A 20175-nucleotide genomic window follows, 5' to 3' on the forward strand; every position below is an offset into this window, starting at 1 on the left:
GCAAACTTGATCATTCCTCGATCGCGATTTTCCCAACCCTACCAGCTAGCCTCGCTCAAGCAGCGAAGCGGTAGCGAGGATTGCGAGGAAAAATGGTGGAGCCAGACGGATTCGAACCGACGACATCCTGCTTGCAAAGCAGGCGCTCTACCAACTGAGCTATGGCCCCTCACACTCGGTGTGAGTTGCTTGCCCAGCGGGAGCTGGTCGGTTGCGGTCCGTATGTGGAAAGAGTGGTAGGCCCGATAAGACTTGAACTTATGACCTCACGCTTATCAAGCGTGCGCTCTAACCAACTGAGCTACGGGCCCATAGGCCGCTCAGATCGGATCAGATGATCCGCTCCAGGGCTCGCGATCGTGTCCCGAACCTAACGGTCCGAAACAAGTGGAAAGAGAAACGAAGACGGCGGCGATCCGCTCATTTGTGTGCGTCTAGCGCACTAATTGGAGCCTCAATAGCCTCGTGAGAGGCTGGAGAAGCATCCTTAGAAAGGAGGTGATCCAGCCGCAGGTTCCCCTACGGCTACCTTGTTACGACTTCACCCCAGTCGCTGACCCTACCGTGGTCGCCTGCCTCCTTGCGGTTAGCGCAGCGCCTTCGGGTAAAGCCAACTCCCATGGTGTGACGGGCGGTGTGTACAAGGCCCGGGAACGTATTCACCGCGGCATGCTGATCCGCGATTACTAGCGATTCCAACTTCATGCTCTCGAGTTGCAGAGAACAATCCGAACTGAGACGACTTTTAGGGATTGGCTCCCCCTCGCGGGATTGCAGCCCTCTGTAGTCGCCATTGTAGCACGTGTGTAGCCCACCTTGTAAGGGCCATGAGGACTTGACGTCATCCCCGCCTTCCTCCGGATTAACTCCGGCAGTACGATTAGAGTGCCCAGCCAAACCTGATGGCAACTAATCGCGAGGGTTGCGCTCGTTGCGGGACTTAACCCAACATCTCACGACACGAGCTGACGACAGCCATGCAGCACCTGTGTCCCAGTCCCCGAAGGGAAAGCCAGATCTCTCTGGTGGTCCGGGCATGTCAAAAGGTGGTAAGGTTCTGCGCGTTGCTTCGAATTAAACCACATGCTCCACCGCTTGTGCGGGCCCCCGTCAATTCCTTTGAGTTTTAATCTTGCGACCGTACTCCCCAGGCGGAGTGCTTAATGCGTTAGCTGCGTCACCGACATGCATGCATGCCGACAACTAGCACTCATCGTTTACGGCGTGGACTACCAGGGTATCTAATCCTGTTTGCTCCCCACGCTTTCGAGCCTCAGCGTCAGTAACGGACCAGTATGTCGCCTTCGCCACTGGTGTTCTTCCGAATATCTACGAATTTCACCTCTACACTCGGAGTTCCACATACCTCTTCCGTACTCAAGACTGCCAGTATCAAAGGCAATTCCAAGGTTGAGCCCTGGGCTTTCACCTCTGACTAAACAGTCCGCCTACGCTCCCTTTACGCCCAGTAATTCCGAGCAACGCTAGCCCCCTTCGTATTACCGCGGCTGCTGGCACGAAGTTAGCCGGGGCTTCTTCTCCGGGTACCGTCATTATCGTCCCCGGTGAAAGAATTTTACAATCCTAAGACCTTCATCATTCACGCGGCATGGCTGCGTCAGGCTTTCGCCCATTGCGCAAGATTCCCCACTGCTGCCTCCCGTAGGAGTTTGGGCCGTGTCTCAGTCCCAATGTGGCTGATCATCCTCTCAGACCAGCTACTGATCGTCGCCTTGGTGGGCCTTTACCCCACCAACTAGCTAATCAGACGCGGGCCGCTCCAATGGCGATAAATCTTTCCCCCGAAGGGCACATCCGGTATTAGCTCAAGTTTCCCTGAGTTGTTCCGAACCAAAGGGCACGTTCCCACGTGTTACTCACCCGTCCGCCACTAATCCCGAAGGATCCGTTCGACTTGCATGTGTTAGGCCTGCCGCCAGCGTTCGCTCTGAGCCAGGATCAAACTCTCAGGTTGAGTTGACATTGACTTCAGACTTCCAATCCCGGGGGGAAAACCCAGGATCAGGTATCTGGTTTGCATAGTTTCTTGACGAGTTCCCATCACACAATGACCAACCCGAAGGCCAGCCACCGTATTAATGGTGTCTTCAAGAGACCGCATTTGTCAGCGTCGAAGGTTACCTCGAAGGGTAACCGCCGAGAGCGCCGCCGCCTGCGTTTCTCTTTCCAAATCAACAATGTCAAAGACCCGAACCGCCTCTCAGCGGCCCCACCGTTTAGCGCCCGGTGTCGGCGGAGGCGGCTATCTAGCGAACCTCGAATTCCGTGTCAAATCGTTTTTTTTCAAAACTTTTCGACAAACCCGCCAACCAACCCCAAGGTCACCAGCGGAGCCGGCAGCTTCTAAAGAAACCACCAAATCCAGTCAAGCAATTATTTCGAAGAAACTTCAAAACGATTACTTGTCTAGACCAACATCGCGCCGCTGATTTCTTGCGAAGTCTTGGCGGCGATGTCCGGAGCGGCGCTTCTAAAGAGGCGACACTCCGAAGTCAACCAACTCTTTTCGGCTATTTCAAACTCCGGAAACCCGGGGAGTGAAGAGACAAAAGAAGGATCCCTGGGCCGCCGTGGCCGCCCTTGCGGATCCGTCATCGAGTCGATTGGAGCGCGGTGTTTAGCGAAGCGTCTGAACCGATGCAACTCCCTTTCGGGGGTCGCGTCGTCCGGTCGCGATGCCGTTCCGAGCGAGGCGCGTGATCTAGTCCTCCCTCGGACGACTGGCAAGCCCCTCGCGACAATATAACGTCGCTCTTTTGACGCCGTGATTAATGCTGGCTTTCCGGCAGCCGCACGATCAGTCCGTCCAGCGCGTCGCTTACCTTGATCTGGCAAGACAGCCGGCTGTTGGGCTCGACGTTCTCGGCGAAATCCAGCATCGACTTCTTCCATGGCCGACTTGTCGCCGGTCTTATCGAGCCAGGCCGGGTCGACATAGACGTGGCAGGTGGCGCAGGCGCAGGCCCCGCCGCAGTCGGCGTCGATGCCCGGCACGTTGTTCTTCACGGCGCCTTCCATGACGGTCAGGCCCGACTTTACGTCCAGGACATGTTCGGCGCCGTCGTGTTCGATGTAGGTGATCTTGGCCATCTGTTTCCCGTTACCCCTGGAAGGCTGTCTCTATCAGGGCGGCCTAAGCCGCCACCTCTTTCATGGACACCGATGTATCGGCGAGCTTGTCGGCGCTCACCGGCGTGCGTTTGGCGATCAGCTGCTTGCCCGCCATGAATTCGGGCGGCGCGTTGACCGCCTCGAACGGCCTGCAGCAGGTCGCCCTTCAGATGGAAGACCGCGAACTTGGCGGCGGCGACATCGCCGCGCACCACCTGGCGGTCGGCCTCGAACGGCAGGCCGGCGATCTGTAGCTTCAGATCATATTGGTCGGACCAGAACCACGGCGCCTCGGGCGCGGGACCCGGACGTCCGAGAATCGCCGAAGCGGCCTGCTTGGCCTGCTCCAGGGCGTTGGGGACGGACTCCAGGCGGAACTGGCGCTCATAGAGCGGGAGCGGCCGATGGGTGACGTCGCCAATCGCGAAGATCGACGGGTCCTCGGTGCGCGCCTCCAGGTCGACGACCACGCCGTTGGCCGTCGCCAGGCCCGCATCCTTGGCCAGCTCGTCATTGGGGACCGCGCCGACGCCGACGAGGGCTACATCGCAGGCGACCACGCGGCCATCCGAGAACTTCACGCCGGTGACTTGGCCATTCTCGCCCTCGAAGCCGGCGACACCGGCGTTCAGCTCGAACACGACGCCATGCTTGCTGTGATAGTCCTGGAAGAAGAGCGACAGGGTCTCGCAGGCGACTCTCGCCAGGACCCGGTTTTCACGCTCGACAACCATGGCGTGGCTGCCCAGCGCCCGGGCCGAGGCGGCCGCCTCCAGACCGACATAGCCGCCGCCGATCACGGCCAGGCGTTTGTCGGGCCCCAGGGCGTGCTTGAGTCGCTCGGCGTCCGCGGCCGTGCGCAGAGATAGGACGCCGGCAAGGTCAGAACCCGGAATCGGCAGCTCACGGGCGCGAGCGCCGGTGGCCAGGATCAGGAAGTCGTAGGTGATGACCTCTCCCGAAGCGAGGGTCACCGTCTTTTCGGAGCGGTTGATCCGCTCGGCCACGCCTTCGAGGCGCAGAGACACGTTGTTCTCCGCGTACCATTCGGCCGGCTTCAGCGAGAGCGAGTCGGCGTCGGCCTCGCCCTTCAGCCAGGCTTTCGAAAGCGGCGGGCGCTGATAGGGCAACAGCGGCTCGTCGCCGATCAGGACGATCCGCCCCTCGTGCCCATACTGACGCAGGAACGCGGCGGCCGAACCACCCGCGTGACCCGCGCCGACGATCACGACGCATGCGTTCTGATTGACGTTAGCGTTCAACGACGCCCTCCCTTTCGTCAAAAATGACGCCGGCGTCACCTATTGGCAAGCGCCTTCGACAGAGGCGGATATAGAGCGCGTCAGAGAAAGTGTCTGCGGTTTCGCGCCCGGACGCGCTCCCCATACAAAATAGAGCCTGCTAATGCAGGCTCTATGGGGCGGCTGGTTCCCGAAGCCGCCCCACGTTTGTCTTCTCAAGGAGCCCGTCAGACGACGCGCTCGACCATCATCTTCTTGATTTCGGCGATGGCCTTGGCCGGGTTCAGACCCTTCGGGCAGACCTGGGCGCAGTTCATGATCGTATGGCAACGATAGAGCTTGAAGGGGTCCTCGAGCTGGTCGAGACGGTCGCCGGTCGCCTCGTCGCGGCTGTCGATCAGCCAGCGATAGGCGTGCAGCAGGGCCGCCGGGCCCAGATACTTGTCCCCGTTCCACCAGTAGCTGGGGCACGAGGTAGAGCAGCAGGCGCACAGGATGCATTCATAGAGGCCGTCGAGCTTCTCGCGGTCTTCCGGCGACTGCTTCCATTCGGTCTGCGGCTCGGGCGTATCGGTGTGGAGCCAGGGCTCGACCGAGGCGTATTGGGCGTAGAACAGAGTCAGGTCCGGGATCAGGTCCTTGACCACCGGCATGTGCGGCAGCGGGCTGATCTGCACGGCCTTGCCCGGCACCTCGGCCCAGCCGTGGGTGCAGGCCAGGGTGTTGCGGCCGCCGATGTTCATCGAGCAAGAGCCGCAGACGCCTTCCCGGCACGACCGGCGGAAGGCCAGGGTCGGGTCGATAGTGTTCTTGATGTAGAGCAGGGCGTCCAGAACCATCGGACCCACGGCGTCGACGTCGACGTCGTAGGTGTCCCAGCGCGGATTGCCGCCCGCTTCCGGGTCGTAGCGATAGATCTTGAAGGTCTTGACCTTCTTGGCGCCGGCCGGCGCGGGCCAGTGCTTGCCCGACTTGACCTGCGAGTTCTTGGGGAGTGCGAGTTCGACCATCGTACCCTCAGTAGACCCGTTGCTTCGGCGGGATGTAGGCGATGTCGTCCGACATCGTGTAGCTGTGCACCGGACGGTAATCGATCTTCACCTTGCCGGTCTCGGCATCGAGCCAGGCCAGGGTGTGCTTCATCCATTCGGCGTCGTCGCGGCTCGAGAAGTCCTCGCGGGCGTGGGCGCCGCGGCTTTCGGTGCGGTTGACCGCTCCGTTCACCGTGACCACCGCCTGACCGATCAGGTTGTCAAACTCCAGGGTCTCCATCAGGTCGGTGTTCCACACCAGACCACGATCGCTGACCTTGATGTCCGCCTTCTTCTCCCAGACCTTGGCCAGACGCTCGACACCGCTGACCAGGCTTTCGCCGGTGCGGAACACCGCGGCGTCCTCCTGCATGGCCTTCTGCATTTCGAGACGCAGTTCGGCCGTGCCGATCGAACCCGAGGCGTTGCGGAAGCGGTCGAAACGGGCCAGGTGGCCGTCGGTCCAGGCGTCCTTCAATTCCGGTTGCTTGGCGCCCGGGGTCAGGACCTCGGCGCAGCGGAGAGCCGCGGCGCGGCCGAAGACCACCAGGTCGATCAGCGAGTTGGAGCCGAGGCGGTTGGCGCCGTGCACAGACACGCAGGCGGCCTCGCCCACGGCCATCAGGCCCGGGATCACCTGGTCGGGATTGTCGCCCGACTTGGTGACGACCTCGCCATGATAGTTCGTCGGGATGCCGCCCATGTTGTAGTGGACGGTCGGCAGCACCGGGATCGGAGCCTTGGTGACGTCGACGCCGGCGAAGACCTTGGCGGTCTCGGAGATGCCAGGCAGACGCTCGTGCAGGATCTTTGGGTCCAGGTGATCCAGGTGCAGGAAGATGTGGTCCTTGTTCGGGCCCACGCCGCGCCCCTCGCGGATCTCGATGGTCATCGCGCGGCTGACCATGTCGCGCGGCGCGAGGTCCTTCACCGACGGGGCGTAGCGCTCCATGAAGCGCTCGCCTTCCGAATTGGTCAGATAGCCGCCCTCGCCGCGCGCGCCTTCCGTGATCAGGCAACCGGCGCCGTAGATGCCGGTGGGGTGGAACTGCACGAATTCCATGTCCTGCAGCGGCAGGCCGGCGCGCAGCGCCATGGCGTTGCCGTCGCCCGTGCAGGTGTGGGCCGAGGTAGCCGAGAAGTAGGCGCGGCCATAGCCGCCCGTGGCCAGGATCACCGTCTGGGCCTGGAAGCGGTGCAGGGTGCCGTCATCGAGCTTCCACGCCGTCACGCCGCGGCAGACGCCGTCGTCCATGATCAGGTCGAGGGCGAAGTACTCGATGAAGAACTCGGTGTCATGGGCCAGGGACTGGCCGTACATCGTGTGCAGCATGGCGTGACCGGTGCGGTCGGCCGCCGCGCAGGTGCGCTGGATCGGGCCTTCGCCGTAGTTCTTGGTCATGCCGCCGAAGGCGCGCTGATAGATCTTGCCGTCGGCCGTGCGCGAGAAGGGCACACCCCAGTGCTCAAGCTCATAGACCGCCGCCGGCGCGTTGCGGGTCAGATACTCGATGGCGTCCTGGTCGCCCAGCCAATCCGATCCCTTGACGGTGTCGAACATGTGCCAACGCCAGTCGTCCTGCCCCATGTTGCCCAGCGAGGCCGAGATGCCGCCCTGCGCCGCCACGGTGTGGCTGCGGGTCGGGAACACCTTGGTGACGCAGGCGGTCTTCAAACCGGCCTGTGCGGCGCCGAGGGCGGCGCGGAGACCCGAACCGCCGGCGCCGACGACGACGACGTCGAACTTGTGGTCGATGAACTTGTAGGCCGACATCAATGGGCTCCGGTCACGGTCAGGGCCACCTTGAGGATCGAGAAGACCCCCACGGCGCCGGCCAGCACGCAGACGAACAGATTGCCGATCACCAGGGCCGACTTGCTCGTGAAGCGGTGGATGTAGTCTTCGATCACCACCTGGACCGCGTTCGAGAGGTGGATCAGGGCGGAGATCAGCAGCAGGCTCAGCAGCACGGCGTTGACCGGCTGGCCGATCCAGGCGGCGGCGGTGTGCTGGTCGGCGCCGACCAGCTTCAGGGCGGCGAACACGCCCCAGATGCTCAGCGGCGCCAGGGCCAGACCCGAGACCCGCTCGGTGATGAAGTGGCTGACGCCGTGGCGCGAGGCGCCCATGCCGCGAGCGCGCGACAACGGCGTGCGGAACTGGATGGGCTGGAAGATGTCGTTCTTGCTCATGATCAGAACGCTCCGTTCGCGCCGGCGATGACCCAGGTGACGATTGTCGCCACGACCGCGAAGGCGATCGCCATGGCGCCCGTCATGTCGGCGATGCGCGGGGCGAAACCCTTGCCGGTGTCCCAGAAGGTCTGGCGGATCGTGTAGGCGATGTTGAAGAACACGGCGAAGGTCTCGCCCAGCAGCACCAGCTTGCCGATCGGCGAGCCCAGCACGCCGAGCAGGCCGGCATAGACGTCCGGGCCGGCGGCCAGGGCGGCGGCCCAGGCGGCCAGGATCACGGCGCCGACCCACAGGCCGACGATGCAGCCGCGGTGGAGGATCGAGCAGGCCATGGTGATATGCCAACGCCACACCTGCAGGTGTGGCGACATCGGGCGCTCAGGCAGCCCCCGGCTCGTGTCGGTCATGAGAGGTCCAACCCCAGTAGCCTTTGTGCGTTGCGGGATGCTTTTAAGCGTGAGGGCGGGGGTGTCAATTAAAGCGACGCCTGTTGAGAAACGTTCTCAGTACCGCTCCGGGTTGGTTAAGGAACTCCCAAGGCCAAGGTTGCGTTACGGTCTGTCGCTTAGGGGAGCAAGGCGTGCGCATGACGGGTCCGATCGATTTCGGCGCGATCTTTGATCGCATCCCTTCGCCCTACATGCTGCTCGACCGCGACTTTCGGTATGTGGCCGCCAACGCCGCCTATCTGCACACCGTGCAGCGCGGGTGGGGCGAGCTGGAACAGCGCAACATCTTCGACGCCTTTCCCTCGGAAGGCGAAACGCGAGCCCAGCTCGAAGCCTCCCTGGCCCACGCCCGTGACCGAGGCGAAGTGACCGAACTGCCGCTGATCCATTACGCGATCGAAAGACCGGCCCACTTGGGCGGCGGGTTCGAGGACCGGATCTGGAGCGCGACCCACACGCCGATCCCCGATGAAGCCGGCGTCACCCGCTACATCCTGCAGCACACCCAGGACGTCACCGCGATCCAGCGCCTCAAGGATGCGGCCTTTGGCGCGCGGTCCGCGACCATGCTCGGCGACGAAGTGCTCCGGCGGGCCCAGACCGTGCAGACCCAGAGCCGACAACTTCGCAGCCTGTTCATGCAGGCCCCCAGCTTCATGGCCGTGCTTCGCGGTCCCGATCACGTCTTCGACCTCGCCAACAACGCGTACACACAACTGATCGGCCACCGCGAGGTTACCGGCCTCCCGGTCCGGAGCGCTCTTCCCGAGGTCGTCGACCAGGGCTTCATCAATCTGCTGGATCGGGTCTTGGCGACCCGCGAGGCGTTCGTGGGCCGGCGCGTGAAGATCGCCTTGCAGCGCAACGCCGGGGCGGCGCTGGAAGAGCGCTATCTCGACTTCGTCTATCAGCCGATCATCGAGGCGGACGGGACGGCCTCGGGCGTCTTCGTCGAAGGCGTGGACATGACGGATCAGGTCCAGGCGGACAACCGCCAGCGCCTGCTGCTCGACGAGCTGAACCATCGCGTAAAGAACACGTTGGCCACGGTCCAGGCCATCGCCCAGCAGACCCTGCGCGGCGCAACGACGCCCGAGACCTTCGCCGCCGCGTTCGAGGCTCGGCTGCTGGCCCTGTCCCAGACGCACAACGCCCTGACCGACAGCCAGTGGGCCGGAGCGGGTCTGCGCCAGATTCTGATCCAGGAGCTTGGACCCTATGGCTCGGAGCGCATTGTCATGGACGGCCCGGACGTTCACCTGCCGGCGCGCGTGGCCCTTTCGCTGGGCATGGTCTTCCACGAGCTGGCCACCAACGCCGCCAAGTACGGGGCTCTTTCGATGGGAGGCCGGCTGCTGCTGGATTGGAGCCTGACCGGCGGCGGCGAAGTGCTGAGCTTCGAATGGCGAGAGACCGGCGGCCCACCGGCCAAACACCCCGAGCGTCGGGGCTTCGGCTCCCGGCTGATCGAGCGCAGCATCACCGGTGAGCTTCAGGGTGAGATCGACGCCGACTATGGCGAGGCCGGACTGGTGACCCGATTCAGCGTGCCGCTAGCCCGGGATTTCAGCTAGGCGCGGAACACCGTCAGGGCCAGATGCTGCAGCAGCATCATGGTCTTGGCGTCGCGGATGCGGCCGTCGGCGATCATCGCCAGAGCCTCGTCGATGGTCGGCTCCAGCACCTCGATGTCCTCACCCTCGTCAGGATGGCCGCCACCGTCGCCGATCCGCATGGCCGCATCGTACTCCGCGACGAAGAAGTGCAGGATCTCGGTCACCGAGCCCGGACTCATGAAGGCTTCGAACACCTTACGCACGTCGCCCAGGCGGTAACCCAGCTCCTCCTCGACCTCGGCGCGGATGCGAACCTCCGGCTCGGCGTCGTCCAGAAGACCAGCCGCCGCCTCGATCAGCAGGTCGTCATAGCCATTGACGAAGGCGGGCCATCGGAACTGCCGGACCAGCAGCACCGTCCGGCTTTCCAGATTGTAGGGCAACAACACCGCCCCATTGCCCCTGTCGTAGTGCTCGCGATGCTGGGTTTGCCAGGTCCCGTCCCGCCGCTTCCAGTCGAAGGTGGTCGTCTTCAGGACGTACCAATTGTCGGACAGCAGCTTGGTCTCGCGGACGCGGACACGATCCTTGACGCTCATCGCCTTCTCCTTAGTCCCGCACCCGCGCCACATAGTCGGCCGAGCGCATTTCCTGCAGGCGCGAGACCGTGCGCTCGAACTCGAAGGATCCGTCGCCTTCGGGATAAAGCTGTTCCGGCTCGGCGTCGGCCAGGGCCACCAGTTTGGCGTCGGCTTCGTAGAGCGCGTCGATCAGGGTGTTGAACCGTTTGGCCGCGTCTCGCCGGGCGGGGGTCAGGCGTGGCACGTCTTCCAGGAAGATGGTGTGGAACCGCTCGGCGACGGCCAGGTAATCTTGCGGCCCCAGGGCTTGCTGGCACAGGCTGGCGAAGGATGAGCGCAGCATCCCGCCGGCGGCGCGGGGCAGGCGCATCTTGCGGCCCAGCACTTCCAGCGTCGCGCCGGTCTCGGGCGCGCCATCCAGCATCTCGGACCACAGCCGCTCGAACTCGGCCTGGCTTTCCTTGTCGTTCGGCGCCAGCCAGGTGCGGGCCGCGCGCAGACGATCCAGGCGGAAATCGACCGGCCCGCGCACGGCCACGACGTCCATGGCGCTCTTCAGCATGTCGATGAAGGGGACGAAGAGCTGGCGGTTGAGGCCGTCCTTGTAGAGGTCGTCCGGCGGCCGGTTCGAGGTGGCCACCAGAGTGACGCCGCGCGCGAACAGGGCCTCGAACAGGCGACCCAGGATCATGGCGTCGGCGATGTCGGTGACCTGCAGTTCATCGAAGCACAGCAGGCGGGCGCGCGTGGCGATCAACTCGGCGGTCGGGGCGATCGGATCGTCGCCCTTGGACTGGCCGAAGCGCGCCTTGCGCGCCGCGGCGTCGCCCTTGCGCCAGGCGTCGATGTCGGCATGGACCTCGGCCATGAAGGCGTGGAAGTGGATGCGGCGTTTCTTGCCGATCGGCGCGCTGTCGAAGAACAGGTCCATCAGCATGGACTTCCCGCGCCCGACCGGTCCCCACAGATAGACGCCGCGCTGGCTCTTGGGCTTGCGACCGAACAGCGAAAACCCGGGCTCGCCAGCGTTGTCGAGATCGGCCTCCAGCCGCGACAGGGCGTCGACGGCCGCGGCCTGGGCCACGTCGGGCCGGATCTCGCCCTGAGCCAGGCGCTCGCGATAGGCGGTGCGAAGAGAAGTCGGCATCGGGACTGCGGTTAGCGCGTGAGCGGCGCGGGGGGAAGGGCCTTGCGCCTCTCAACATCAAGGGAGCGAAGCGCTATGGGAGGAGAATGAACATCCTCCACTTGCCCGACGAGGCCGCCACCCAGGCCTTGGGCCGAACGCTGGCCGCGTCCCTGCGCGCGGGCGACGCCGTGTGCCTGACCGGTCCGCTGGGAGCCGGCAAGTCGACCCTGGCCCGGGCCCTCATCAGGGCCCTGACGACCCCGGACGAGGAGGTGCCCAGCCCGACCTTCACCCTGGTGCAGTTCTACGAGACGCCGGCCTTCCCGCTGGCGCACTTCGACCTCTACCGCCTGTCCGACCCCGACGAGGCCTACGAGATCGGGCTGGACGAGGCCCTGGACAGCGGCGTCGCCCTGATCGAATGGCCGCAACGGCTCGAAGGGCGTTTGCCCGCGACTCGGCTCGATATAGACATCGCCCTCGACGGCGACGCACGGCGCGCCGTCATCACACGGCACGGCGATTTCGAGGGACGTGATCTTGAGTTCTGAGCGCGAGACGGCGAAGGCCGCGTTCCTGGAAACCCACGGCTTCGGCGACGTCCGCCGAGAGAACCTGGGCGGCGACGCCTCGACGCGGTCGTATGAACGGCTGCGCCGGAATGACGGCGCCAGCTTCATCTTCATGGACCAGCCGCCGGCGCTGGAAAGCGTCGTCTGTCCGCCGGGCGCGACCGAGGCCGAGCGCCTGGCCTTGGGCTACAACGCCGCCGCGCGCTTGGCCGCCGGCTCGGTCGCCGCCTTCGTCGCCACCGCCGACTATCTGCGCCAGCGCGGCCTCTCGGCGCCGCGCATCTTCGCCTATGACGTCGCCCAGGGTCTGGCGGTGCTGGAAGACCTGGGCGACGGCCTCTACGCGACCCTGATCGCCGAAGGCCAGGACGAGCGCCCGCTGTACGAGGCCGCCGTCGATCTGCAGGTGGCCCTGCACGCCGAGACGCCGCCGGACGTTCTGGTCGTCGACGAAATCCACTGGCCGCTGCTCACCTACGACACCCTGGCCCTGAAATACGCCACCGACACCTTCCTGGAATGGTGGCCGCAGTTCGCCGGCATCCCGGCCTTCAGCCCCGAAGCCGTAAACGAATGGGACGCGCTGTGGGCGCCCGTCTGGGTGCGCGGCGAGGCCGGGGCCAGCGTCTTCAGCCACCGCGACTATCACGCCCAGAACCTGCTGTGGCTGCCCGAGCGCGACGGCGTCGCCCGCGTCGGCCTGCTGGACTTCCAGGACGCCCTGCGCGCCCACCCCGCCTGGGACCTGACCCACCTGCTGCAGGACGCCCGCCGCGACGTGTCGCCGGAATTGGAGGCGGCCATGCTGGACCGCTATCTGGCCGCCCGCCCCGACGTCGAGCGCGAGGCCTTTATCGCCGACTATCGCGCCCTGGCCGCCTCGAACGCGGCCCGCATCCTGGGCCGGGTCTTCGCCCGCCAGGCCCTGCTGGGTCGCCGCCAGTACGAGGCCTTCATGCCGCGCACCTGGCGCTACCTGGAGCGAAACCTGAACGATCCGGCGATGGGCGCTCTCAAGGCCTGGTTCGATCGCTACGTTCCCGCCGAGGCCCGCCGATGAGCGCTCCCCCCAATCGGGCCGAAGGTCGCGATGGTGCTGGCCGCCGGCCTCGGCACCCGCATGCGACCCCTGACCAACGACCGGCCCAAGGCCCTGGTCGAGGTGCATGGCAAGGCGCTGATCGACCACATGCTGGACCGCCTGGCCGCCGCCGGGGTCGAAACGGCCGTGGTCAATGTCCACTATTTCGCCGACCTCGTGGAAGCCCACCTGAAGGCTCGCGAGGCCAAGGGTCTTGGCCCATGCATCGTCATCTCCGATGAGCGCGCCCAGGCCCTGGAGACCGGCGGCGGTGTCAAGCACGCCCTGCCGCTGCTCGGCGAGGATCCGGTCTTCGTGGCCAATATCGATTCGATCTGGATCGAGCACGGCGGCGCGGCCGTCGACGCCCTGGCCGCCGCCTGGAATCCCGAGACCATGGACGTCTGCCTGATGCTGGCCTCGACCTCGGGCTCACTCGGCTTCCACGACAGCGGCGACGTGTTTCTCGAAGACGGCGTCGTGCGCTTCAAGGATCCCGGCGAGATCGCGCCGCTGGTCTATGTCGGCGTCCATATCTGCAAGCCGGCGATCACCGCCGATGGCCCCGAGGGTCCGTTCTCATTGCTGCCGCTGTGGAAACGCCTGGCCGCCGACCACCGCGTCCACGGCGTCGCGCCAGACGGCCTCTGGATGCACGTCGGCGATCCCGACGCCAGGCTGGCGGCCGAAGCCAGGCTCTCCCAGGGCGATTTGGCCGAACGATGAGCGGACCGGCCCCCTTCTTCGAAAGACCGGGGCCGCGCTGGTTCTCGATCCCCGCCCATCGGCCGTTCGTCGACGACCTGGCGCGCGGCCTGCTGAACACGCTGGAACCGCTGGGCCCCGAGGCCCTGCCCCGCGCCACCGTCCTGACCCCGACCCGTCGCGGCGCCCGCGCCCTGGCCGACGCCTTCCTGGCGGTCGGCGGCGGGCGAGCGCTGCTGCTGCCGCAGATCCGGCCGCTGGGCGACCTGGACGAAGGCGAGCCGCCCTTCGAACCCGGGGAACTGTCCCTCGACTTCCCGCCCGCCATCTCGTCGCGCCGTCGTCGGTTCGAGCTGGCGCGGCTGGTCGTCGACCACGGCGACAAGCTGTCGTTCAAGCCTGGCCCGGTCCAGGCTCTGGAACTGGCCAAGGCCCTGTCGGACTTCCTCGACAGTTGCCAGATCGAGGAGGTCCCGTTCGCCGACAAGCTGGACGGCCTTGCCGAGGGCGACCTGGCCCAGCACTGGCAGGTCTCGGCCCGCTTCCTGAAAGGCGTGCTGACCGCCTGGCCGAAGCGCCTGGAAGCTCTGGGCCTGATCGACGTCTCCGAACGCCGGGTGAAGCTGCTGCGGGCCCTGGAAAAGCAGTGGGCCGAGAACCCGCCGACCGAGGTTCTGGTCGCCGCCGGCTCGACCGGCACGGCGCCGGCGACCGCCGATCTGCTGCGCGTCATCGCCGCCGCCCCGAAGGGCGCCGTGGTGCTGCCAGGCCTCGACGAGGACCTGGCCGACAGCGCCTGGACCCAGATCGAGGGCTCGCAGGGCGAGCAGCATCCGCAAGGCGCGATGAAGCGCCTGCTGGATCGCGCTGGCGTCGCCCGCTCCGAGGTCCGCGCCTGGGTCGCCGATGTCGACAGCCGGGGGGCGCTGGCGACGGCGGATCGTCAACGAGGCCCTGCGTCCGGCCGAGGCCACCGCCGACTGGCTGGCTCAGATCGCAGCCCTGCGCGCCGAGGCGCCGGACCTCGACCCCGTGGCCGCGGGCCTGACCGGCTTCTCGGTCATCGCCGCCCGCGCCGAGGAGGAGGCCGCCGGGGCCTGCGCCTTGCTGCTGCGCGAGGCGCTGGAGACGCCGGACAAGACCGCGGCCCTGGTCACGCCCGACCAGACCCTGGCCCGCCGGGTGATGACCCGCCTGCAACGCTGGGGCGTGATCCCCGACAGCTCGGCCGGCGCGCCGCTGGCCGCCGCCGGCTCGGCGATCCTGGCCCTGCATCTTGCGCGTCTGGTCGAGGAACCGTTGGATCCCGTCCGCCTGCTGGCCTTCGCCAAACATCCGCTGGTGCTGGGCGAAGACGAAACGCCGGCCGCCGCCGTGCTCGAACGCAAGGGACTGCGCGGCGCCGCGCCCGGCTCGAAGGCCGTACTACGCGCCCGGCTGAGCGACGCGCCCGACGCGCTCGCGCTCTGCGACCGTGTGCTGGCGGCCATCGACCATGCCGCCAGCCCCTATGCCAACGGCTTCGCGCCGCCCTGCCGCGCCGCCCAGGCCCTGGTCGAGGCGCTGGAAGGCCTGATCGCGCCACACCGCCTTTGGGCCGGCGGCGCGGGCGAATGCCTGGGAACCCTGATGGCGGCCCTGATCCAGGACGGCGAGCCCCTGCCCGACGCCTCGCCCCAGGCCTTCGCCGACATCCTCGACCGACTGGTCAACGAGGAGACCGTCCGCGTCGGCGGCGCCACCCATCCGCGCCTGCGCATCCTGGGCGCCATCGAGGCCCGCCTGGTCCGCGCCGACCGCCTTGTGCTGGCGGGACTGGAGGAGGGCGTCTGGCCGCAGGGGGCGCCGATCGATCCGTTCCTGTCGCGCCCCATGCGGAGCCGGCTCGGCCTGCCGCCGCCAGAACGCAAGATCGGCCTGACGGCCCACGACTTCGCCCAGGCCGCCAGCGCGCCGGACGTGGTGCTGGTCCACTGCGAGCGACGCGGCGGCGCGCCGGCCGTCGAGTCCCGCTGGCTGTGGCGCTTGAAGACCCTGGCCGCCGGCGCGGGGCTCGCCCTGCCCCGTCGCGACGACGTACTGGACTGGGTGCGCGCCCTGGACGCGCCTGACCCTTACGCGCCGATCGGCCGCCCGGCCCCGACGCCGCCGGTCGAGGACCGTCCGCGCAGGATGGCCGTCACCCGAATCGAGGCCCTGACCCGCGACCCCTACGCCGTCTGGGCCCGCGACATTCTCAAGCTCTATCCGCTGGAGCGCCCCGACGAGCCGGTCGAGGCCCGCGCCCGGGGCACCGCCATCCATGCGGCGTTCGAGACATTCGCCGAGACCTATCCCGACGCCGTGCCGGTCGAGGCCGCCAGCGTGTTCGAGCGCCTCTACATCGACGCCCTGATCAAGGCCGGCATGCCACCGACCGCCCTGGCCCGCGAAAGGGCCCTGGCTCGCGAGGCCGCCCTGTGGGTCGCCGACTGGGAGCGCCATCGCCGCACCACGGCCCGCAAGGTCGTGGTCGAGGCGGCCGGCGAACTGTCGCTGTCGATCAATGGCCGCCCCTTCACCCTGACCGCCAAGGCCGACCGAATCGAGCCGACCGCCGATGGGACCGCCCACATTCTCGACTACAAGACTGGCGCCGCCCCGTCGCAGAAGCAGGTCGACACCGGCTTCTCGCCGCAGCTGACCCTGACGGCGGCGATCCTGATGCACGGCGGCTTCCCGGACCTGGGCAAGCCGACGCCCGGTGACCTGACCTATGTCCGCGTCACGGGCCGTCGCCCCGCGGGCGAGGAGCAGGTCCGCGCTCTGGCTGGCGAGGAAAGCGCCGCCGCCGCGACCAAGGCGCTGGACGGCCTCTCGACCCTGATCGCCCGTTATGATGATCCGGACGAGCCCTACCGCTCACGGGTCGCCCCGCAGTTCGTCAAGGAGCATCCCGGCGACTACGCCCACCTGGCGCGGGTGTTCGAATGGTCGACCAGCGGCGACGACGGGGATGGCGAATGAGCGCGCCCGATCATCAGCGCATCGCCGCCGATCCGACGATCTCGGCCTTCGTCACCGCCAATGCCGGCTCGGGCAAGACCAAGACCCTGATCGACCGGGTCGCGCGCCTGCTGCTGGCCGGGGTCGAGCCGCAGGCGATCCTGTGCGTGACCTACACCAAGGCCGCCGCCGCCGAGATGCAGCGCCGCCTGTTCGAGCGGCTGGGCAAGTGGTCGGTGACCAGCGACGCCGACCTGCGGGCCGAGCTGATCAAGCTCGTGGGCGAAACGGACGCCGCTTACGACGCCAAGGGCCTGTCCGACGCCCGCGCCCTGTTCGCCAAGGCGCTGGAGACTCCGGGCGGCCTGAAAATCCAGACGATCCACGCCTTCTGCGAAAAGCTGCTGCGGCGCTTCCCTCTGGAGGCCGGTGTCTCGCCCGGCTTCACGGTCATGGACGATCAGGCCGGCGCCGCCATCGCCCGCGCCGCCCGCCGCGCCACGGCCCAATGGGTCGATACGCACGAAGACGCCTTCTCGGAGGCCTATGCCCGCTTCTCGGTGGCGCTCGACTTTCAGAGCTTCGAGAACATGTTCGCCGGCTTCGAGGCGCGGCGCGGGCAGATCATGGACTATGTCCGGCGCTGCGGCGGCCTTTCCGAAGCGGTCGCCGACGCCTGGACGCGCTGCGGCTTCGACGATCCGACCTCGGCCGCGGACCTCGCCGCCCAGGCGATGGCGCGGCTCGACCTCGGAGCCTGGCGCGCCGCCGCGACCGTGCTGTTCGACGGCGGCGGCAAGCAGGACGCCAAATATGCCGAAGCCCTGGCGGCCGTGGCCCGCGACCCGGACGCCACGCTAGAGCTTGCTCTGCGCGCCCTGTTCACCGAGGGCGGCGAGGGCGCGCCGGCGACCTGGCCCGGAAAAACGTCGGGCCTGAAGAGCCGCGAGGACCTTCGGGAGGCCCTGCTGCTGGACCAGGTCAAGCTGGAGGTCGCTCGCGAGCGGGTCCGCGCCGCCAAGGTGGCCGAGGACACCGCCAACGCCCTGCGGCTGGCGGTGCTCTATGTGGAGTCCCACCGCATCGAAAAGGACGCCCGGGGCGCGCTGGACTTCACCGACCTGATAGACAAGACCCGCGTGCTGCTGACCGAAAAGGTCGAGGCCGCCTGGGTGCTCTACAAGCTGGACGGCGGCATCGACCACATCCTGCTCGACGAGGCCCAGGACACCGCCCCGGAGCAGTGGGAAATCCTCAGAGCCCTGACCGCCGACTTCTTCGTGGGCGAGACCTCCGAGGGCTGGAGCGGCCGCCGGGCCGAGCGGACCCTGTTCGTGGTCGGCGACGAGAAGCAGTCGATCTATTCGTTCCAGGGCGCCGATCCGACGCGGCTTCTGGAGGAGACACAGGCCTACATCACTCGCATCGAAGCGGTCGGCGCGGTCGGCAAGGGCGTGCCGCTGACGGTGTCATACCGCTCGACCCGAGAGGTGCTGAGCTTCGTCGACGCGCTGTTCTCCGATCCCGAAACCCGCGAGGGCGTGCCGCCGCCGGTCGGCCAGGACCTGGTCCGCCACGAGCTTTTCCGTCACGGTCATCCCGGCTGCGTCGACCTGTGGCCTCTGACCCGCGAACTCCCCGGCGAGGAGCGCGAGGCCTGGGAGGCGCCCGTCGATTCGGAAGGCGAACGCAGCGCCAACCGCCGGCTGGCCGAAGCCATCGCCGCCGAGACCGCCGCGATCCTGGCTCGAGGCGACGCCGTCTTCGACAAGGACATTGGCCGCCATCGCGCCGCCCATGCCGGCGATATCCTTGTCCTCGTCCGCCGCCGCAAGGTGCTGTTCGAGGAGATCATCCGGGCCTTGAAGCGACGCGGCGTGCCGGTGGCCGGGGCCGACCGGCTGTCGCTGTCCAGCCACATCGCCTTCGAGGATCTGCTGGCGCTCGGGCGATTCATCCTGTTCCCAGATGACGACCTAACCCTGGCGGCGCTGCTCAAGTCGCCCTTCTGCGGCCTGACCGACGAGGACGTCTACGCCCTGGCCAAGGGCCGCAGGGCCACCCTGTGGGCCGAACTGCGCCGCCGGGCCGAGGAACGTCCGGAATGGACCACGGCGCGGACCGTGCTGGACTGGGCGCTTACGGAAGGCCGCAAGCGCCAGCCATTCGAGTTCTTCGCCGGCTGGTTGGGCCTAGCCGACGCCAGCGGCCGCTCGCACCGGGCCAAGGTGCTGACCCGTCTGGGCGCCGAGGCCGAAGAGGCGCTCGACGAGTTCCTGGCCCAGGTGATGGAGGCCGAGCAGCGCGGCGTCCGCGACCTGGAAGCCCTGGTCGCCGACTTCGCGGCGCTGGACATCGTCGTCAAGCGCGAGATGGAAGGCGCCCGGCGCGAGGTCAGGGTGATGACCGCCCACGGGTCCAAGGGCCTGGAGGCGCCGATCGTCTTCCTGCCCGAGACCACGGTGAAGCGCGGAGCCGGGGGCTCGCCGCTGCTGGTGACCGAGGACGGCGGCCTGCTGTGGTGCGCGAGCGGCAAGGGCGACTGCGACGCCTCGGCCAAGGCCCGCAGGCTGCGCGAGGACAAGGAAAGTCAGGAGGCCCTGCGCCTGCTGTACGTCGCCCTGACCAGGGCTCGCGACCGGCTGGTCCTGTGCGGCCGCATCGATGCCCGGACCAAGGACGACAAGGTCGGCGGCTGGTACGCCGCCGCCCGCGCCGCCTTCGGCCATGCCGACATCGCCCCTGAGGTGCGGACGATAGGCGAGGGAGAGACCGCCTTCTTGCGCTACGGTCCCGATCCAGTCAGCGCCCCGCGCCTTGAGGAGACCGTCCGCGATTCAGCGTCCGCGCCGACCTGGATCAAGGTCGAAGCCCCGCCCGAGCCCGCCGCAGCCCGCTACGCCGCGCCGTCGCGGATCGAGGACAACGCCCGTGTCCCGGCTCCCTCGCCGCTGGCCAAGGTCTCGGGCCTGGGCCGCTACAGACGGGGCGAGATCGTCCACAAACTGCTGCAGCTGCTGCCGGAGGTCGCGCCGGACCAACGCTCCACCGCCGCCCGACGCCTGCTGGCCGCCGAGCGCGACCTGACCGACGAACAGCGCCAGGAGATGGCGGAGGCCGCGTTTGGCGTTCTGGACGATTCGCGCTTCGCCGCCGTGTTCGGCCCCGGCTCTCGCGCCGAGGTCGCCCTGGCGGGGACCAGCGCCCATCTGCCGAAAGGGCTGGCCGTCTCGGGTCGCGTGGACCGTCTGGTGGTCGACGAAGGCCGGGTGCTGGTGGTCGATTACAAGACCAATCGCCCTTCGCCGGACCGGATCGAGGACGCCGACCCGGCCTATCTGGCCCAGATGGCGGTCTATGCCGCCGTGCTGCGCGAGGTGTTCCCAGGACGGACCGTCGAAGCGGCCTTGGTCTGGACGGACGGCCCCAAACTGATGCCGGTTCCAGAAAAGGTGATGGCCCAGGCGCTGGCCCGCCTGACCTAATCCCGTTGCCGGACGGCCAACGTCCTCCTACA

The 20175-nt window shown here is 67.1% G+C and carries 11 protein-coding genes, 2 tRNA genes, 1 rRNA gene and 3 pseudogenes; 6 read left to right on the plus strand and 11 right to left on the minus strand.

Features of this window, described 5'->3' with window-relative positions:
• Positions 1–93 precede the first annotated feature (93 nt).
• From ACHMW8_RS06140 to sdhC, 9 genes and pseudogenes are all read right to left on the minus strand, one after another.
• A tRNA-Ala gene (locus tag ACHMW8_RS06140) sits at positions 94–169 on the minus strand.
• Positions 170–234: 65 nt separating this feature from the next.
• Positions 235–311, minus strand: a tRNA-Ile gene (locus tag ACHMW8_RS06145).
• Positions 312–491: 180 nt separating this feature from the next.
• Positions 492–1975, minus strand: a 16S ribosomal RNA gene (locus ACHMW8_RS06150).
• Between the two features lie 814 nt (positions 1976–2789).
• Positions 2790–3111, minus strand: a pseudogene (locus ACHMW8_RS06155) (2Fe-2S iron-sulfur cluster-binding protein).
• Between the two features lie 43 nt (positions 3112–3154).
• Positions 3155–4394, minus strand: a pseudogene (locus ACHMW8_RS06160) (NAD(P)/FAD-dependent oxidoreductase).
• A 206-nt stretch (positions 4395–4600) separates the two neighbouring features.
• Positions 4601–5383, minus strand: coding sequence for a succinate dehydrogenase iron-sulfur subunit (locus tag ACHMW8_RS06165; RefSeq protein ID WP_395445047.1), 783 nt, complete (start codon positions 5381–5383; stop codon positions 4601–4603).
• A 7-nt stretch (positions 5384–5390) separates the two neighbouring features.
• Complete coding sequence (sdhA, locus tag ACHMW8_RS06170; RefSeq protein WP_395445048.1) at positions 5391–7178, minus strand: succinate dehydrogenase flavoprotein subunit; 1788 nt, start codon at positions 7176–7178, stop codon at positions 5391–5393.
• Positions 7178–7633, minus strand: a complete 456-nt coding sequence (sdhD, locus tag ACHMW8_RS06175; protein ID WP_395445909.1) for a succinate dehydrogenase, hydrophobic membrane anchor protein — start codon at positions 7631–7633, stop codon at positions 7178–7180. The genes sdhA and sdhD overlap by 1 nt, the downstream gene beginning before the upstream one ends.
• Positions 7600–8007: a succinate dehydrogenase, cytochrome b556 subunit gene (gene sdhC, locus ACHMW8_RS06180; RefSeq protein WP_125159525.1), complete on the minus strand. Its 408-nt coding sequence runs from the start codon at positions 8005–8007 to the stop codon at positions 7600–7602. The genes sdhD and sdhC overlap by 34 nt, the downstream gene beginning before the upstream one ends.
• Before the next feature lie 179 nt (positions 8008–8186).
• Between sdhC and ACHMW8_RS06185 the strand changes: the two genes are divergently transcribed.
• Positions 8187–9623: a sensor histidine kinase gene (locus tag ACHMW8_RS06185; RefSeq protein WP_395445049.1), complete on the plus strand. Its 1437-nt coding sequence runs from the start codon at positions 8187–8189 to the stop codon at positions 9621–9623.
• Here the strand turns inward: ACHMW8_RS06185 and ACHMW8_RS06190 are convergent.
• Positions 9620–10204, minus strand: coding sequence for an NUDIX domain-containing protein (locus tag ACHMW8_RS06190; RefSeq protein ID WP_395445050.1), 585 nt, complete (start codon positions 10202–10204; stop codon positions 9620–9622). The genes ACHMW8_RS06185 and ACHMW8_RS06190 overlap by 4 nt on opposite strands.
• A gap of 10 nt (positions 10205–10214) precedes the next feature.
• The gene (zapE, locus tag ACHMW8_RS06195; RefSeq protein WP_125159527.1) at positions 10215–11333 is read right to left on the minus strand and encodes a cell division protein ZapE; all 1119 of its coding nucleotides are present in this window, start codon (positions 11331–11333) and stop codon (positions 10215–10217) included.
• Positions 11334–11419: 86 nt separating this feature from the next.
• Between zapE and tsaE the strand changes: the two genes are divergently transcribed.
• The 5 genes and pseudogenes from tsaE (at position 11420) to addA (ending at position 20143) form a co-directional block, all read left to right on the plus strand.
• Positions 11420–11866, plus strand: coding sequence for a tRNA (adenosine(37)-N6)-threonylcarbamoyltransferase complex ATPase subunit type 1 TsaE (tsaE, locus tag ACHMW8_RS06200; protein WP_395445051.1), 447 nt, complete (start codon positions 11420–11422; stop codon positions 11864–11866).
• Positions 11856–12947, plus strand: a complete 1092-nt coding sequence (gene amgK / locus ACHMW8_RS06205) for an N-acetylmuramate/N-acetylglucosamine kinase AmgK (RefSeq protein WP_395445052.1) — start codon at positions 11856–11858, stop codon at positions 12945–12947. Before tsaE ends, amgK begins: the two co-directional genes overlap by 11 nt.
• A 30-nt stretch (positions 12948–12977) precedes the next feature.
• Positions 12978–13694, plus strand: a complete 717-nt coding sequence (gene murU, locus ACHMW8_RS06210; RefSeq protein ID WP_395445053.1) for an N-acetylmuramate alpha-1-phosphate uridylyltransferase MurU — start codon at positions 12978–12980, stop codon at positions 13692–13694.
• A pseudogene (gene addB / locus ACHMW8_RS06215) lies at positions 13691–16679 on the plus strand (double-strand break repair protein AddB). Before murU ends, addB begins: the two are co-directional and overlap by 4 nt.
• Positions 16676–20143 carry a double-strand break repair helicase AddA gene (gene addA, locus ACHMW8_RS06220; RefSeq protein WP_395445054.1) on the plus strand — a complete coding sequence of 1156 codons (3468 nt, stop codon included), beginning with the start codon at positions 16676–16678 and terminating at the stop codon, positions 20141–20143. Before addB ends, addA begins: the two are co-directional and overlap by 4 nt.
• Positions 20144–20175 lie beyond the last annotated feature (32 nt).

Origin of the sequence: Caulobacter sp. UC70_42 (assembly GCF_044056025.1) — a bacterium.
Taxonomy (GTDB): domain Bacteria; phylum Pseudomonadota; class Alphaproteobacteria; order Caulobacterales; family Caulobacteraceae; genus Caulobacter.